The organism is Billgrantia antri, from assembly GCF_017868935.1.
In the GTDB taxonomy this organism is placed as follows: domain Bacteria; phylum Pseudomonadota; class Gammaproteobacteria; order Pseudomonadales; family Halomonadaceae; genus Halomonas; species Halomonas antri.
Window position 1 is genome coordinate 3926364 of the sequence record NZ_CP053383.1, and the last position, 15088, is coordinate 3941451.

The 15088-nt window shown below is 65.9% G+C and carries 13 protein-coding genes; 10 read left to right on the forward strand and 3 right to left on the reverse strand.

All coding sequences use genetic code 11. The features are described 5' to 3' along the window. Positions 1–117: 117 nt before the first annotated feature. The 10 genes from HNO53_RS18195 (at position 118) to HNO53_RS18240 (ending at position 13364) form a co-directional block, all read left to right on the forward strand. Entirely contained in the window at positions 118–1638 is a 1521-nt protein-coding gene (locus tag HNO53_RS18195) for a leucyl aminopeptidase (protein WP_209474078.1), read from the forward strand. A gap of 167 nt (positions 1639–1805) precedes the next feature. Then, positions 1806–2867: a branched-chain amino acid aminotransferase gene (locus HNO53_RS18200; RefSeq protein ID WP_209478712.1), complete on the forward strand. Its 1062-nt coding sequence runs from the start codon at positions 1806–1808 to the stop codon at positions 2865–2867. A gap of 198 nt (positions 2868–3065) precedes the next feature. After that, entirely contained in the window at positions 3066–3506 is a 441-nt protein-coding gene (locus HNO53_RS18205) for a DNA polymerase III subunit chi (RefSeq protein ID WP_209474080.1), read from the forward strand. Positions 3507–3885: 379 nt separating this feature from the next. Further along, on the forward strand, positions 3886–6747 hold the full coding sequence (locus tag HNO53_RS18210; RefSeq protein ID WP_209474083.1) for a valine--tRNA ligase: 2862 nt from the start codon (positions 3886–3888) through the stop codon (positions 6745–6747). Positions 6748–6816: 69 nt separating this feature from the next. Then, on the forward strand, positions 6817–8238 hold the full coding sequence (locus tag HNO53_RS18215; protein ID WP_242597468.1) for a sigma-54 interaction domain-containing protein: 1422 nt from the start codon (positions 6817–6819) through the stop codon (positions 8236–8238). A 270-nt stretch (positions 8239–8508) separates the two neighbouring features. Then, entirely contained in the window at positions 8509–9612 is a 1104-nt protein-coding gene (locus HNO53_RS18220) for a TRAP transporter substrate-binding protein (protein ID WP_209474085.1), read from the forward strand. A gap of 101 nt (positions 9613–9713) precedes the next feature. Further along, positions 9714–10310 (forward strand): TRAP transporter small permease subunit, encoded by a 597-nt coding sequence (locus tag HNO53_RS18225; RefSeq protein ID WP_209474086.1) that lies wholly within the window; start codon positions 9714–9716, stop codon positions 10308–10310. 49 nt (positions 10311–10359) lie between these two features. Continuing rightward, positions 10360–11730 carry a TRAP transporter large permease gene (locus HNO53_RS18230; RefSeq protein WP_209474088.1) on the forward strand — a complete coding sequence of 457 codons (1371 nt, stop codon included), beginning with the start codon at positions 10360–10362 and terminating at the stop codon, positions 11728–11730. 21 nt (positions 11731–11751) lie between these two features. Continuing rightward, positions 11752–12534, forward strand: a complete 783-nt coding sequence (locus HNO53_RS18235; RefSeq protein WP_209474090.1) for a 3-hydroxybutyrate dehydrogenase — start codon at positions 11752–11754, stop codon at positions 12532–12534. 83 nt (positions 12535–12617) lie between these two features. Continuing rightward, positions 12618–13364 carry a phosphatase PAP2 family protein gene (locus tag HNO53_RS18240; protein ID WP_209474092.1) on the forward strand — a complete coding sequence of 249 codons (747 nt, stop codon included), beginning with the start codon at positions 12618–12620 and terminating at the stop codon, positions 13362–13364. 47 nt (positions 13365–13411) lie between these two features. Here HNO53_RS18240 and HNO53_RS18245 read toward each other — a convergent pair whose 3' ends face one another. The 3 genes from HNO53_RS18245 to HNO53_RS18255 form a co-directional block, all read right to left on the reverse strand. Next, the gene (locus tag HNO53_RS18245; protein ID WP_209474094.1) at positions 13412–13867 is read right to left on the reverse strand and encodes an META domain-containing protein; all 456 of its coding nucleotides are present in this window, start codon (positions 13865–13867) and stop codon (positions 13412–13414) included. 123 nt (positions 13868–13990) lie between these two features. Further along, positions 13991–14431, reverse strand: a complete 441-nt coding sequence (locus HNO53_RS18250; RefSeq protein WP_209474096.1) for a VOC family protein — start codon at positions 14429–14431, stop codon at positions 13991–13993. Between the two features lie 115 nt (positions 14432–14546). Further along, positions 14547–15038, reverse strand: a complete 492-nt coding sequence (locus HNO53_RS18255) for a DUF411 domain-containing protein (protein WP_209474098.1) — start codon at positions 15036–15038, stop codon at positions 14547–14549. Positions 15039–15088 lie beyond the last annotated feature (50 nt).

Sequence of the window (15088 nt, forward strand, 5' to 3'; positions counted from 1 at the left end):
GCAGCGGTCTTCCATGCAATGGCGCCATGCCTTGAGTACACTTGGGTGATTCGGCAGTGGCCTGGAGCCGTGCCGGCATTATCCAGAATCCCCCATCGCTTGTCTTGTGGAGTCACCATGGAATTCCCAGTTCAGACGGCCAATCCCGCCAAGGCCGAAGCGGCCTGCCTCGTGGTCCCGGTTTTCAAGAATGGCGACCTGCTGCCTGCCGCCGCCAAGCTCGACGATGCCAGCGAGCGGTTGATCGGTCAGCTGATCGAGCGCGGCGACTTCGATGCCAAGCTGGGCAACGTGCAGTTGATTCCCTTCGCCCCGGGACTCTCTGCCGACCGCCTGATGCTGGTGGGACTGGGCGAACGCGAGACGTGTAAGGAGCGCGCTTTCATCAAGGCGCTGGACGCCGCCTTCACCGCGGTGGCCGGCCTGCCCGCCGAGGACGTCGCCGTGGCCTTCACCGACGTGCCGCTAGCCGAGCGCAGCACCGCCTGGAAGGCCCGCATGACCGCCGAGGCTGCCCAGCGCGCCGTCTACCGCTTCGACGAATTCAAGTCGGAAAAGGCCCCACGACCACGCCTGGAGACGGTCACCCTGCTGCTCAGCGACGCCGATGCTGCCGACGAAGCGCGTGAGGGCGCGCGTATCGGCGATGCCATCGGCCAAGGCGTGGCGTATACCCGCACCCTGGGCAACCTGCCGGGCAACGTCTGCACCCCGAGCTACCTGGCCGAGCAGGCCGAACAGCTGGGCCGCGAGTCGGGTGGAGCCCTCGAGGTCGAGATCCTCGACGAGGCAGCGCTGGAGGAGCTCGGCGCCCACAGCCTGCTATCGGTGGGCCGCGGCAGCGAGCAGCCTTCACGCTTGATCGTCATGAAATACCTGGGCGCCGAAAAGGCCGACGAGGCCCCGCACGTACTGGTGGGCAAGGGCATCACCTTCGACACCGGCGGCATCTCGCTCAAGCCCGGCGAAGCCATGGACGAGATGAAGTTCGACATGTGCGGGGCGGCCAGCGTGTTCGGCACCGCCAAGGCCGTGCTCGGCATCCGCCCCAAGCTCAACCTGGTATTCATCGTCGCCGCCGCCGAGAACATGCCCGACGGCCGCGCCACCAAGCCCGGCGACATCATCAAGACGCTCAAGGGGCTCACGGTCGAGGTGCTCAACACCGACGCCGAGGGTCGCCTGGTGCTGTGCGACGCGCTGACCTACGCCGAGCGCTTCGAGCCCGCCAGCGTGGTCGACATCGCCACCCTCACCGGGGCGGCGATCATCGCCCTGGGCCACCACGCCAGCGGCCTGCTCTCCAACGACGACGACCTGGCACTGGACCTGCTCGATGCCGGTGAAGCGGCTTGGGATCGCGCCTGGCACCTGCCGCTGTGGGACGAGTACAAGGAGCAGCTCGACTCCAACTTCGCCGACATGGCCAACATCGGCGGCCGCCCGGCCGGCACCATCACCGCCGCCTGCTTCCTCTCGCGCTTCGCCGACAAGTTCCCCTGGGCACACCTGGACATCGCCGGAACCGCCTGGACCTCGGGCAAGCAGAAAGGCGCCAGCGGCCGCCCGGTGGGGCTGTTGACCCAGTACCTGCTCGACCGCGAGGAGGAAGTGCGCCAGGTCGAGAACGACGGCTGACACCACCAAGGTTGCCATCCTCGTCGGCAACCGTTACATCTGACGCATTGCGCGCCCCGGGTCGGCCGGCCCGGAGCGTCGAGAAGCCCAAGAAAACGCCGGAATCCCGGCATAGCGGAGACCCTTTTGCCGTGCCCAACGCAACCTTCGAGATACTGCCCAGCGCCATGCCCACGGCAGCCAACATTCGCGACGACATCCTTGCCAACCCCGGGTTCGGCCGCTACTTCAGCGACCACATGGCCCACGTGCGCTGGACGGCCGAAGCCGGCTGGCACGGCCACGAGGTGCGCCCCTACGGCCCGCTGACCCTCGACCCGGCGGCGGCCGTGCTGCACTACGGCCAGGAGATCTTCGAGGGCATCAAGGCCTACCGTCACGCCGACGGCTCGGTGTGGTCGTTCCGTCCCGAGAAGAACGCCGAGCGCTTCCGCCGCAGCGCCCGCCGTCTGGCGCTACCCGAGCTCAGCGACGATGACTTCATCGGTTCGCTCAAGGCGCTGCTCGCCCAGGATCAAGCCTGGGTGCCGACGCCCCGCAACGAGGCCGATGAGTCGAGCCTCTATCTGCGCCCGTTCATGATTGCCAGCGAGAAGTTCCTCGGCGTGCGTCCGGCCCACGAGGTCGACTACTACGTGATCGCTTCCCCCGCCGGTGCCTACTTCAAGGGCGGCATCGCCCCGGTGTCGATCTGGCTCTCCTCGCACTACAAGCGCGCCGCCCCCGGCGGCACCGGCTTCGCCAAGTGCGGCGGCAACTACGCCGCCTCGCTGGCGGCCCAGAAGGAAGCCGAAAAGCACGGCTGCAGCCAGGTTGCCTTCCTCGACGCCGCCGAGAACAAGTGGATCGAGGAACTGGGCGGCATGAACCTGTTCTTCGTCTACAAGGACGGTCGCCTGGTCACCCCGCGCCTGACCGACACCATCCTCGAGGGCGTGACCCGCGACTCGGTGCTCACCCTCGGCCGCGACGAAGGCTTCACCCCGGAGGAGCGCGCCATCAGCATCGACGAGTGGCGCGACGGCGTGGCTTCCGGCGATATCGCCGAGGTCTTCGCCTGCGGCACCGCCGCAGTGATCACCCCGGTGGGCCAGCTAGTCACCGAGGACGGCACAATCCAGATGCCCGATGCCGGCAACGAGATCGCCAAGCGCCTACGCTCCAAGCTGCTCGACCTGCAGTATGGCCGTGCGGAAGATACACATGGCTGGCTGACCAAGCTGGTCTGAAGAAACGTAGAGTCCCGCTACACCAAGAGCCGGCCAACGCCTCGCGAGGCGGCCGGGAGCAGACCGAAGAGGAGGTCTTTTGCCAGGGATGGCAAAAGTAGCGCCCAGGGATGGGTTCACAGCGCCTCCTCGTAGGTCTGCTTGCGGCAGAGCCTCGCCACTGCATCGGCAGAATCGGCCCCAACCGTTAAGGCCGCCATGACGCAAGTTGACTTCTATATCCTCCCAGACACCACGCTGGAAGCGCGGCTCGACTTCGCTTGTCGGCTGGCCGAGACCATCGCCGGCAAGGGCTACCGGCTGCACCTGCACACCGAGGACGAGGCCATGGCCAGCGACCTCGACGAGCGGCTGTGGACCTTCCGCCCCGAGGCCTACCTGCCCCACGCCCTGCTCGGCAGCGAGATGGCCGAGAGCGTGGCGGTGACCATCGGCTGGGAACAGCCACCCGAGCCGAGCGCCGCAGCGCCCATGGCACTGCTCAATCTCGACCCAGGCATCCCCGAGTGGTTCTCGCGCTTCGAGCGGGTCGCCGAGATCATCAACCAGCACCAGCAGGTGCTCGTCGCCAAGCGCGAGTGCTGGCAGACCTACAAGCAGCGCGGCTATCCCGTCAAGGCCCATCAGCTCAAGGGGTGAGTCCCGTCCCAGGGTTACGGGAGGCTGCCTATACCGGGGCTGATCCGGCGGCAGGGACTGCGAGGAGGCGCTGTGAACCCATCCCTGGGCGCTACTTTTGCCCTGCTTCGCTCTCGCATCCTGCTCCACTCGCAGGACCGGGGCTGGCCATCCATGGCCAGCCCGTTCGGAGCAGTGCTCCTCACCCCTGGCAAAAGACCTCCTCTTCGCCCTGCCCCCGGCGCCCCTCAGAGGCTGTACCGATCCGTCCGTTCACGTCTGGCTGACGCCAAGCACCCCATCGCGCTATAATCGAGCCCATTTTTCGCACGCTTTCGATGACTTCCCGCCGCCCGGCCCCACGTCCCGGCGGCGATCATTTCTGGACCCGGAACGCCCCATGGACAAGACCTACCAACCCGAGCAGATCGAATCCCGCTGGTACGAGCGCTGGGAGGCCGACGGCCGCTTCGCCCCCTCGGGCGAGGGCGAACCCTACTCGATCATGATCCCGCCGCCCAACGTCACCGGCAGCCTGCACATGGGCCACGCGTTCCAGGACACCATCATGGACACGCTGATCCGCTGGAAGCGCATGCAGGGCAACAACACCCTGTGGCAGGTGGGCACCGACCACGCCGGTATCGCCACCCAGATGCTGGTCGAGCGCAAGGTCGCTGCCGAAGAGGGCAAGAGCCGCCACGACCTGGGCCGCGAGGCGTTCATCGACAAGGTATGGGAGTGGAAGCACGAGTCCGGCGGCCACATCACCCGCCAGCTGCGCCGCATGGGCGCCAGCGTCGACTGGTCGCGCGAACGCTTCACCATGGACGACGGCTTCTACAAGGCGGTGCAGGAAGTCTTCGTGCGCCTCTATGAAGAGGACCTGATCTATCGCGGCAAGCGCCTGGTCAACTGGGACCCCACCCTGCACACCGCCATCTCCGACCTCGAAGTCGAGAACCGCGATCAGCAGGGCCAGTTCTGGCACTTCCGCTACCCGCTGGCCGACGGCGTCAAGACCGATGCCGGCCTCGACTATCTGGTCGTCGCCACCACCCGCCCCGAAACCCTGCTCGGCGACACCGGCGTGGCGGTCAATCCCGAGGACCCGCGCTACGCCTCGCTGATCGGCAAGTTCGTCGAACTGCCGCTGGTCGGCCGGCGCATCCCCATCGTCGCCGATGAACACGCCGACATGGAAAAGGGCTCCGGGTGCGTGAAGATCACCCCGGCCCACGACTTCAACGACTACGAGGTGGGCCGCCGCCACGGCCTGCCGCTGATCAACGTCTTCACTCAGGACGCGGCGATCCTGCCCCAGGCCGAGGCCTTCGACATCCAGGGCCGCCCGCTGCCCGAGATCGACTTGAGCCTGCCCGCGGCCTACGCCGGCCTCGACCGCTTCGAGGCGCGCAAGCAGATCGTCGCCGACATGGAAGCCGCCGGCCTACTCGAGCAGGTCGAGACGGTCAACAACACCCTGCCCTACGGCGATCGCTCCGGCGACGTCATCGAACCGCTGCTGACGGACCAGTGGTTCGTCGCCGTGGAGAGCCTGGCGGAGCCCGCCATCGCCGCGGTGGAGAATGGTGACATCCAGTTCGTGCCCAAGAACTACGAGAATATGTACTTCTCGTGGATGCGCGACCTGCAGGACTGGTGCATCTCGCGCCAACTGTGGTGGGGCCACCGCATTCCCGCCTGGTACGACAGCGAAGGCAACGTCTACGTGGCCCGCACCGAGGCCGAGGCGCGCGAGAAGCACGGCCTTTCTGCCGACCTCGCCCTGACCCAGGACGAAGACGTACTCGACACCTGGTTCAGCTCGGGCCTGTGGACCTTCGGTACCCTGGGCTGGCCGGAGCGGACCCCCGAACTGGCGACCTTCCACCCTTCCAGCGTGCTGGTCACCGGCTTCGACATCATCTTCTTCTGGGTCGCGCGGATGATCATGCTGACGCTGAAGTTCATGGACGAGGTGCCGTTCAAGACCGTATACGTCCACGGCCTGGTGCGCGACGGCCAGGGCCAGAAGATGTCCAAGTCGAAAGGCAACGTGCTCGACCCCATCGACCTGATCGACGGCATCCAGCTCGATACGTTGCTGGAGAAGCGCACCGGCAACATGATGCAGCCGCAGAAGGCCAAGGCCATCGCCAAGGCCACCCGCGACGAATTCCCCGAGGGCATCGAGCCCCACGGCACCGACGCGCTGCGCTTCACCTTCCTGTCCCAGGCCACCACCGGACGCGACATCAAGTTCGACATGGGCCGCCTCGACGGCTACCGCAACTTCTGCAACAAGCTGTGGAACGCCTCGCGCTACGTGCTGATGAACGCCGAGGGCCAGGATTGCGGGGCCTCTCTCGAAGGTCAGGGCGGTGAAGTCGAACTGTCGCTGGCTGATCGCTGGATCGTCTCGCGCCTGCAGCAGACCGAGGCCCAGGTGACCAAGGCGATGGAGGAATTCCGCTTCGACCACGCCTCCCAGGCGCTCTACGAGTTCGTCTGGAACGAGTACTGCGACTGGTACCTGGAGCTCTCCAAGCCGGTGCTGTGGGACGAGGGCGCCAGCGAGGCGGCCAAGCGCGGCACCCGCCGCACCCTGGTGCGCGTGCTGGAGACGATCCTGCGCCTGGCCCACCCGATGATGCCGTTTATTTCCGAGGAGATCTGGCAGCGCGTGGCACCGTTGGCGGGCAAGGCCACGGGCGACGGCAGCGAATCGATCATGGCGCAGCCCTGGCCGCAGCCGGAGAACGACAAGCTCGACGAAGCCGCCACCCGCGACATCGAGTGGCTCAAGGGCGTGATCGTGGCGGTGCGCAACGTGCGCGCCGAGATGAACATCGCCCCGGGCAAGCCGCTCGACGTGCTGCTGACCAAGGGCAGCACCGCCGACCGCGAACGCCTCGAGGCCAACCGCCCGTTCCTGGCCAAGCTGGCCAAGCTGGAAAGCGCCACCTGGCTCGACGATCCGGCCCAGGCGCCGCTCTCGGCCACCCAACTGGTCGGCGACATGGAAGTGCTGGTGCCCATGGCCGACCTGATCGACAAGGACGCCGAACTCGCCCGCCTGGCCAAGGAGATCGACAAGCAGGACAAGCTGATCAGCGGCATCGAGAAGAAGCTTGCCAACGAGAGCTTCGTCGCCAAGGCCCCCGAAGCCGTAGTCGACAAGGAGCGCGGCAAGCTCAAGGAGTACCAGGCGGCGCGCGCCGTGCTGCTCGAGCAGCGCGACAAGATCGCCGCGCTGTGACTTATCCAGCGGCCCGAAACCGCCGCTCTCTGATAGGCGGCCCGACACCGCCTCCAGGAGACGACACGAATGCCTCGGGATGAGAGCACCATGGCCGGCCGTCGCCAAGGCTTGACCCTCGAGGCGATCCGGCCGTTGTTTCCGTTGCTCGAGCGCAACAGCGCCGGGGCGATCCTGGTCGACGAGGCGAGCCGCCTGATCTGGATCAACGCCTGTTACTGCCGACTGCTGGGCATCGACGATCCGGCCGACGTGATCGGCCGCCCCGTGGGCGAAGTGATCCCGCACACCCGCATGCCCGAGGTGGTACGCAGCGGGCGGCCCATCTTGCTCGACATCATGGAGTACCAGGCGCGACAACTGGTCGTCACCCGGCTGCCGCTGCACGACCCGGCCAGCGGCAGGGTCAACGGCGCGGTAGCCTTCATCGTGTTCGACGATCTGGAGCCGCTGACGCCGCTGATCGGCAAGTACCGCCGCCTGCAGCACGACCTGGCAGTGGCACGCCGCGCCCTGGCACGCCGCGGTTCGCGCTACGCCCTGGCCGATTTCGTCGGCGCCAGCCCTGCGGTGCTCGAGGTCAAGCGCCGTGCCCGTCTGGCCGCCGCCCGGGCCACGCCGGTGTTGCTGCTGGGTGAGACCGGCACCGGCAAGGAGGTGCTGGCACAGGCCATACACGGCGACTCGCCGCGCGGGGCCAGTCCCTTCGTGGCCGTGAACGTCGCCGCGGTACCGGAGAACCTGCTGGAAGCGGAGTTCTTCGGCGTCGCGCCGGGCGCCTATACCGGCGCCGACAAGCGCACCCGCCAGGGCAAGTTCCAACTCGCCGATGGCGGTACGCTGTTCCTCGACGAGGTCGGCGACATGCCCTTGGCGCTGCAGGCCAAGCTGCTACGCGCCCTGCAGGAGGGCGAAGTGGAGCCGCTGGGTTCCAACGAGATCAAGCGCGTCGACGTGCGCGTGATTGCCGCCACCAGCCGGGATCTCGAGGCCATGGTCGCCGACGGCAGCTTCCGCTCCGATCTCTACTATCGCCTCAACGTTCTGCGTATCCAGGTACCGCCGCTGCGCGAGCGCCTGGTCGATCTCGGCATCCTGTGCGAGACGATCCTCGGCCGAATTGCCGTGGAAAGCGGCGAGCCCCGCGCCGAGATCACCGCCGAAGCCGTGGCGTTGCTGCAGCGCCACGACTGGCCGGGCAATATCCGCGAGCTGCGCAACGTGCTCGAGCAGACCCTGGCGCTCAGCGAGGCCTGCAGCATCATCGATGTGCCGGAACTTCGCCCCACGCTGCCCCTCTCCCCGGCAGCAATGGACCGGCCACTGCCGACCGCCAGCGTACGCCCGCTCGCCGCTGTCGTGGCCGCCGCCGAGCGCAGCGCCCTGCAGGACGCGCTGGCGGCCTGTCGCGGCAACAAGTCCCGTGCGGCCCGTATGCTGGGGATTCCCCGCTCGGTGCTCTACGAAAAATTGGCCAGACTGTCCGACTAACCGGTCAGTTGTCCGAGATTTCGGACACCCCCTCTTAAACCTTGGTCGAAATACCGTCTGTCTATCCGGACACAGCTACCTATCCCTGCTCCTCGCAAAAAAATTAACTTATTGAAAAACAAAGATAAAAACAATATGGCACGGCACGTGCAATACAGGCGCCAGTGCATGACGCAAGCGCTGTCCGTTCGATAGCGGGTGCGCCATGTCGCATGCCTAACGACAACGCCACCAAGGCGTTGCGACGACAACAACGCACAAGGAGCTCTCATGCCATCCTCTTCGTCTCTCGCCATCCGCCTTCGCCCACTTACTCTCGGCGTGGCCGCCGCTGCCCTGCTGGCCGGTGCCGCTGGAACCGCTCAGGCCCAGGAGCAGGTGCGCTGGCAGGTGCCCATCGCCTTTCCCTCGCACCTGGTCGGCCTGAGCACGCCGGTCCGCTTCTTGAGCGAGCAACTGGAGCAGGCCTCCGGCGGCAATATCAACCTGCGCTACTACGAGCCGGGCGAGCTGATCCCGCCGTTCGAGATCCTCGATGCCGTCTCTGAAGGTCGCTACGACGCCGGCTTCACCTGGGTCGGCTACGATCAGGGCAGCATCCCCTCGCTGCCGCTGTTCGCCGGCGCGCCGTTCGGCATGGAGCCACCCGCCTACCTGGCGTGGCACTACTTCGGCGGCGGCAAGGAGCTGCTCGAGGAGATCTATGCCGAGTATGACGTCCAGCCGCTGTTGTGCAGCATGATCGGCCCCGAGGCCGCCGGCTGGTTTGCCGAGCCGCTGGAGAGCCTCGACCAGGTCGACGGCCTGCGCATCCGCTTTGCCGGCATCGGCGGCCGCGTGATGGAGCGCCTGGGCGCCTCGGTCACCATGATTCCCGGCGGCGAGCTCTACCAGGCCATGGAGCGCGGCACCATCGACGCCACCGAATTCTCGGCGCCGGCGGTGGACCGTATCCTCGGCATGCAGGAGATCGTGCAGAACTACGTCATGCCTGGCTGGCACCAGACATTTACCACCGCCCACCTGCTGGTCAACAAGGACAGCTGGGAGGCGCTGGAGCCGCAGACCCAGGCGATGATCGACATGGGCTGCCGTGCCGCCACCCTCTACGGTTACGCCGAAAGCGAGACCGAGACGCCCAAGGCATTGCGCGACTTCGAGGCGGAAGGCGTGAATGCCCAGGTGCTGTCCGACGAGATCCTTGGCGAGCTGCGTCGGGTGACCAACGAGGTGCAGGAGGAGATTGCCGCCGAGGATGAGATGTTCGGTCGCGTGCTCGAAAGCCAGCGCGAGTTCATGAAGCTCCACGGCAACTGGCACGTCAAGGGCCACCTGCCGCGCAGCTACTACGCGCCGGAAAACTTCGAGGATTGAGACGGCCGCCCGGTACCGGGCGGCCCCTCCCTGCCGTCAGTGACTGCGGCCCCCGCCTCTCGGCGGGGCCGCTCCGTGTCCCCCAGCCCCGGAGTCACCCCATGAGCGTCAATGATTCGACGGCCTCTCCTCAGGGGCCGCAGGGCCACTCCGCACCGGAGTTGCCCACCAACCGCCTCAGCTATCGCCTCGACATGGCCATCCTGCTGTTCGGTCGCGCCATCTCCTGGTTGTGGCTAGCCACCATAGCGGTGGTGCTGACCAACGTGGTCAACCGTTTCATCCTCGGCCGCGGCTCGATCGCGGTGGAGGAGCTGTCATGGCACCTGTTCGGCGCCACCATGATCCTCACCCTGGCCTATGCCGTGGTCAGCGACGACCATGTTCGCGTCGACGTGATCCGTGAAAAGTTCACGCTGCGCACCCAGGCCTGGATCGAGCTTGTGGGTATCGTGCTGCTGGCCCTGCCGATCCTCTACCTGATGACGGAAGCGCTGTTCGAGTACGGCTATCGCGCCTTCGAGCGCGGCGAGCACTCCCAGGCACCCAGCGGCCTGCCTCACCGCTTCATCATCAAGACCCTCATTCCCATCGGCCTGGCCTTGGTGGCCGTGGCCCTGTTCTCGCGGGCATTGCGCTGCTCCACGCTGCTGTTCGGCTTCCCTCGGCGCACTCGCCAGATCACACCGAGGCAGTAGCCGACTGCCCCCACCCGCAACACGCCACGTTCATCTAGCGAGATCGATTATGGGACTGGAACAATTTCTCGTGCTGGCGATGTTTGCCAGCTTCATGGGCCTGCTGCTGCTGGGCTTCCCGGTGGCCTGGTCGCTGGCCGGCATCGGCTTCGTCTTCGCCATCGTCGGCCACGTGCTGGTGGAATTTCTCGGCGCCGACCTGTGGTTCTCCTGGGGCGGCACCATCGGCGTGCTGGACCGACGCATCTACGGCATCGTCGCCAACGAACTGATGGTGGCGCTGCCGCTGTTCATCTTCATGGGCATCATGCTAGACCGCTCCGGCATCGCCGAGCGACTGGTCACCTCGCTGGTGCGCGTGTTGGGCGGGCTACGTGGCGGCTACGCCGTCACCGTGGTGATCGTCGGAGTGCTGCTGGCCGCTTCCACCGGCATCGTCGGCGCCTCGGTGGTGCTGCTCGGCATGCTGTCGCTGGGCCCCATGATGCGCGCCCAGTACAACAAGTCGCTGGCGGTGGGCACCGCCTGCTCGGTGGGTACCCTAGGCATCCTGGTGCCGCCCAGCATCATGCTGGTGCTGATGGCAGACCGCATGGGCACCTCTGACGCCTCGGTGGGCCGGCTGTTCATGGCGGCCCTGATTCCCGGCGTTATGCTCGGCGTACTCTACATCGCCTATATCCTGATCGCCGCCTATCTGAACAAGGACCTGGCCCCTGCGCCCAAGGATCGCGAGCCGCTCGACGCGCGGGCCTTCCTGCAGGTCTTCCTCGCCGTACTGCCGCCGCTGGGGCTGATACTCGCCGTGCTCGGCTCGATCTTCACCGGCTTCGCCACCACGACTGAAGCCTCGGCGATGGGCGCGCTGGGCGCCATGCTGCTGGCGCTGGTCAATCGACGTCTCAATCTCACCATCCTGCGCCAGGCGCTCTACCAGACCAGCCGTACCACGGCGTTCATCTTCGCCATCTTCATCGGCGCCACGGTGTTCGCCGCCGTACTCCGAGGGCTGGGTGGCGACGATGTGGTGCGCTTCGCCCTCACCGGCCTGCCCTTCGGCGAGACCGGCATCGTGCTGACCATTCTAGCGGTGGTGTTCCTGCTCGGCTTCTTCCTCGACTGGGTGGAGATCACGCTGATCATCCTGCCCTTGGTGGCACCGGTGATCATGGGCCTGGGCGTGGATCCGCTGTGGTTCGCGATGCTCTTCGCCATCTGCCTGCAGACCTCGTTCCTGACGCCGCCGGTGGGCTTCGCGCTGTTCTATATCAAGGGAGTCTGCCCGCCGGAGATTACTACCCGCGACATCTATCTCGGCGTGGCTCCCTTCGTCGCCATCCAACTGCTCGGCCTGCTGCTGGTGTTCTTCTACGCCCCACTGGCGACCTGGCTGCCCAATGAAATATATGGCGGCAACTGACACCGACAACGGAGACCGGATATGCAACTCATCGACAAGACCGCCCTGATCACCGGAGCGGCCGGTGGCATCGGCCGCGCCATCGCCGAACGCTATGCACGGGAAGGCGCCAGGGTCGCGGTGGCCGATCTCGACCTGACCGCCGCCGAGGCCACCGTGCGGCAGATAGGCGATGCTGGTGGCGAGGCCATGGCACTGGCCATGGATGTCACCGACGAGGCCGCGGTGGAGGCTGGCGTGGCCGCGATGGTCGAGCGCTGGGGCGGGCTGGACATTGCCATCGCCAACGCCGGTATTCAGCACATCGCGCCATTGCACGCCCTGAGCTTCGCCGACTGGCGCAAGGTCATGTCAGTGCACCTCGACGGCGCCTTTCTGTTGACCAGCGCCGCATTGCGCCAGATGTACCGGCAAGAGCGTGGCGGCTGCCTGCTCTACATGGGCTCGGTACACAGCAAGCTCGCTTCGCCGCTAAAGGCGCCGTACGTGGCCGCCAAGCATGCCCTGCTGGGCCTGTGCCGCAGCGTGGCCAAGGAGGGAGCGGCACACCGGGTACGCGCCAACGTGATCTGTCCCGGCTTCGTGCGTACGCCGCTGGTGGACAGGCAGATCCCCGAGCAGGCCGAGGCGCTGGGTATCTCCGAGGAAGCGGTAATACGCGACGTGATGCTCAAGGATACCGTCGACGGCGAATTCACCACGCTCGAGGATATCGCCGAAGTGGCACTGCATTTGGCGGCCTTCCCCTCGGCGGCCCTGACGGGCCAATCGGTGGTGGCCAGTCACGGCTGGTACATGCAGTAGTAACAATAGGTTAAGAAACGCTGTTCTGTTACGCTCGTTTACGCTAGAATGGGGCATCGCCATCCACATCGTGCGTGCCCCTCATGTCACACTTCGAACCCTCCTTCGCTCCCGGCCGCATCCTGCTGCTCAATCTTCTCGGCGCCCTGCTGGTGTGGTCCTGGCTTTCGCCCGGCCTGCTGTTCTGGACCGAGCTGGACGATGCCGTATTCTTTACCACCAACGCCTGGCTGAGCGAAGCTCACGACGCTTGGGTGCTGCTCGTGGCAGCGTTCAACACCCGCGTCTTCGACGTTATCAGCCTGCTGGTGCTGCTCGCCCTCTTCGTGTGGGCCATGAACCGCGACTCGCGGCATCCGGATCGCCTGCTGCGCTGGGGCGGCATCGGCGTCACCATGCTGCTGGCGGCCGTGTTCATCGCCCAGGGGGTTCGCCTGGTCATTCCCTATACCCACCCCAGCCCGACCCTGGTCTACGATAACGTCAACTTGGTGACGCTGATGGTCGACTTTCCCACCAAGGACAGTTCCGGTAGCAGCTTCCCCGGCGATCATGGCATCAACCTGTTCCTGTTCGCCGCCTTCATGTGGCGCTTTGCCGGCCTTCGCGTCGCCCTGGTCAGTGCCCTGTTCGCGGTGCTGCTAAGCGCTCCGCGCATTCTCAGCGGCGCTCACTGGTTCAGCGATATTTTCTTCGCCGCCCTGGCGATCAACCTGATCGTTACCCCGTGGATCCTGCTCACCCCGGTAGGTCCGACGCTCGTGCGCACGATCACCGCCGGGCTGCTCACGTTGCGAGGCGCGCTACCCGGTCGCCCGAGTCTCGGCTGACAGCAAGAGAGCGGCATCAGCCGCGCTCTTGCACCTGTGAGGCCCCTTCAGTTGGCCTTGCGCCAGCCGCCCAGCACCCGCTGATCCGGCCCGAAGAACACCAGCCGATCATGGTCGATGAGGAAGCGGTAGGCGCTTTCCAGCATCGCGGTGATGCGCTTGGCCTCCTCGAGCTGCGGGCAACCTCGGCGAGTCGTGGCCAGCTCACTGAATTGAATACGGTTGCCTGCATCGAGGCTCACCCGGCCACTGAGCTGATTGCAGCCGTCGCTGCCTGTCACGCGACCATCGGGTGATACCACGAAATGCGGCGTCTCGGGCATCGAGAGCCGTTCGTCGGTGCCCACCAGCAGCAGGTTCCAGCGCTGCCCCACGACCGGATGATCGCTGGAGACGCCGGGTCCTTCCTGGCGTGCCGGCGCGGAGGGCTGGCTGCCGCACGCAGTCAACATCATGACCGCCAGTGCCAGTAGCAGCACTCGGCCTGAGAGAATCTTCTTCATTGATAGTTGCGTTCCTTGTTGCACTACGCCGATCTTGGGAAGCGCTGACAAATCGACGCGCGAAATGAAGCACACCGCGCAACGCAGCGATTCGCTCGCGCAGGCATCTGTGCGGCGTTTCCCTTACCAGGTGCCCGTGTTTTGCATGGACGCCCATGGCTCCCTGGCCGGCAGCGGGTCGCCCTTCTGCAGCAGCTCGATGGAGATGCCGTCGGGGCTGCGCACGAAGGCCATGTGGCCATCGCGGGGCGGGCGATTAATGGTCACGCCGGCCTCGTGCAGCCGCTCGCACAAGGCATAGATGTCGTCGACCCGGTAAGCCAGGTGGCCGAAATTGCGCCCGCCGGCGTACTCCTCCGGATCCCAGTTGTAGGTCAGCTCGAGTTCCGGCGCCTTGAGTTCGGCGGAGCGGGACTCGTCTTGGGGTGCAGCGAGAAAGACCAGGGTGAAGCGTCCCTTCTCGTTCTCCTTGCGCCGTACTTCCACGAGCCCCAGCAGATCGCAGTAGAAGCGCAGCGATGCGTCCAGGTCACTGACGCGAACCATGGTGTGCAGATACTGCATGAGCCCTCCTAGCCAACGTTCGTTAAACAAACCAAGAATACTGAACTAATCGGCGAGCAAGATGCATCGCAACGTAGCGATTCGCTCGCGCAGCCACTCAGTCAGTGTTTCCTGCTCAGTGAGTATACTCGCTGAAAATGGCCGGCGTCCGGTCCTCATGCCGCCAGGTCAGCACGGCGTAGTCGTCATGGCGCCCCGTCTCCATGCCGGGAGAGCCATGGGGCATGCCCGGCACCGTCAGCCCCACCACGTCGGGCCGCTCCTCGAGCAGGCGCTTGATGTCGGCGGCCGGCACGTGACCTTCGATCACGTAGCCATCAACCAGCGCCGTATGGCAGGAGGCCAGCTCGGGAATGACGCCGTGTTCCAGCTTCACGCCGCGCATGTCGCGGGTTCTGTGCTGGCGTACCTCGAAGCCTGCTCCCCTGAGGTGATCGGCCCAATCCGTGCAGCACCCGCAGTTGGGGTCCTGGTACATCTCGACCACCGGGCCGGCCTGGGTGCTCGCACCCGGGGTCAGGGCAAGATAGAGTGCCAGTGCGCTACCGGCCAGCAGGGACAGCGCCGCCGCCTTTGTGGTCTTGGATTTTACGGGTAGGATCTTCATGCCGGTGGCTCCTGAAGCGTTGCGACCAGATCATCGAATCGTGACAAGCC

Bases quoted from the DNA above. Each gene is read 5' to 3' on its own strand.
- HNO53_RS18235 (WP_209474090.1), top strand. From the start codon at position 11,752: ATGCAACTCATCGACAAGACCGCCCTGATCACCGGAGCGGCCGGTGGC.
- HNO53_RS18205 (WP_209474080.1), top strand. From the start codon at position 3,066: ATGACGCAAGTTGACTTCTATATCCTCCCAGACACCACGCTGGAAGCG.
- HNO53_RS18255 (WP_209474098.1), bottom strand. From the start codon at position 15,038: ATGAAGATCCTACCCGTAAAATCCAAGACCACAAAGGCGGCGGCGCTG.
- HNO53_RS18250 (WP_209474096.1), bottom strand. From the start codon at position 14,431: ATGCAGTATCTGCACACCATGGTTCGCGTCAGTGACCTGGACGCATCG.
- HNO53_RS18195 (WP_209474078.1), top strand. From the start codon at position 118: ATGGAATTCCCAGTTCAGACGGCCAATCCCGCCAAGGCCGAAGCGGCC.
- HNO53_RS18210 (WP_209474083.1), top strand. From the start codon at position 3,886: ATGGACAAGACCTACCAACCCGAGCAGATCGAATCCCGCTGGTACGAG.
- HNO53_RS18225 (WP_209474086.1), top strand. From the start codon at position 9,714: ATGAGCGTCAATGATTCGACGGCCTCTCCTCAGGGGCCGCAGGGCCAC.
- HNO53_RS18245 (WP_209474094.1), bottom strand. From the start codon at position 13,867: ATGAAGAAGATTCTCTCAGGCCGAGTGCTGCTACTGGCACTGGCGGTC.
- HNO53_RS18240 (WP_209474092.1), top strand. From the start codon at position 12,618: ATGTCACACTTCGAACCCTCCTTCGCTCCCGGCCGCATCCTGCTGCTC.
- HNO53_RS18220 (WP_209474085.1), top strand. From the start codon at position 8,509: ATGCCATCCTCTTCGTCTCTCGCCATCCGCCTTCGCCCACTTACTCTC.
- HNO53_RS18215 (WP_242597468.1), top strand. From the start codon at position 6,817: ATGCCTCGGGATGAGAGCACCATGGCCGGCCGTCGCCAAGGCTTGACC.
- HNO53_RS18230 (WP_209474088.1), top strand. From the start codon at position 10,360: ATGGGACTGGAACAATTTCTCGTGCTGGCGATGTTTGCCAGCTTCATG.
- HNO53_RS18200 (WP_209478712.1), top strand. From the start codon at position 1,806: ATGCCCACGGCAGCCAACATTCGCGACGACATCCTTGCCAACCCCGGG.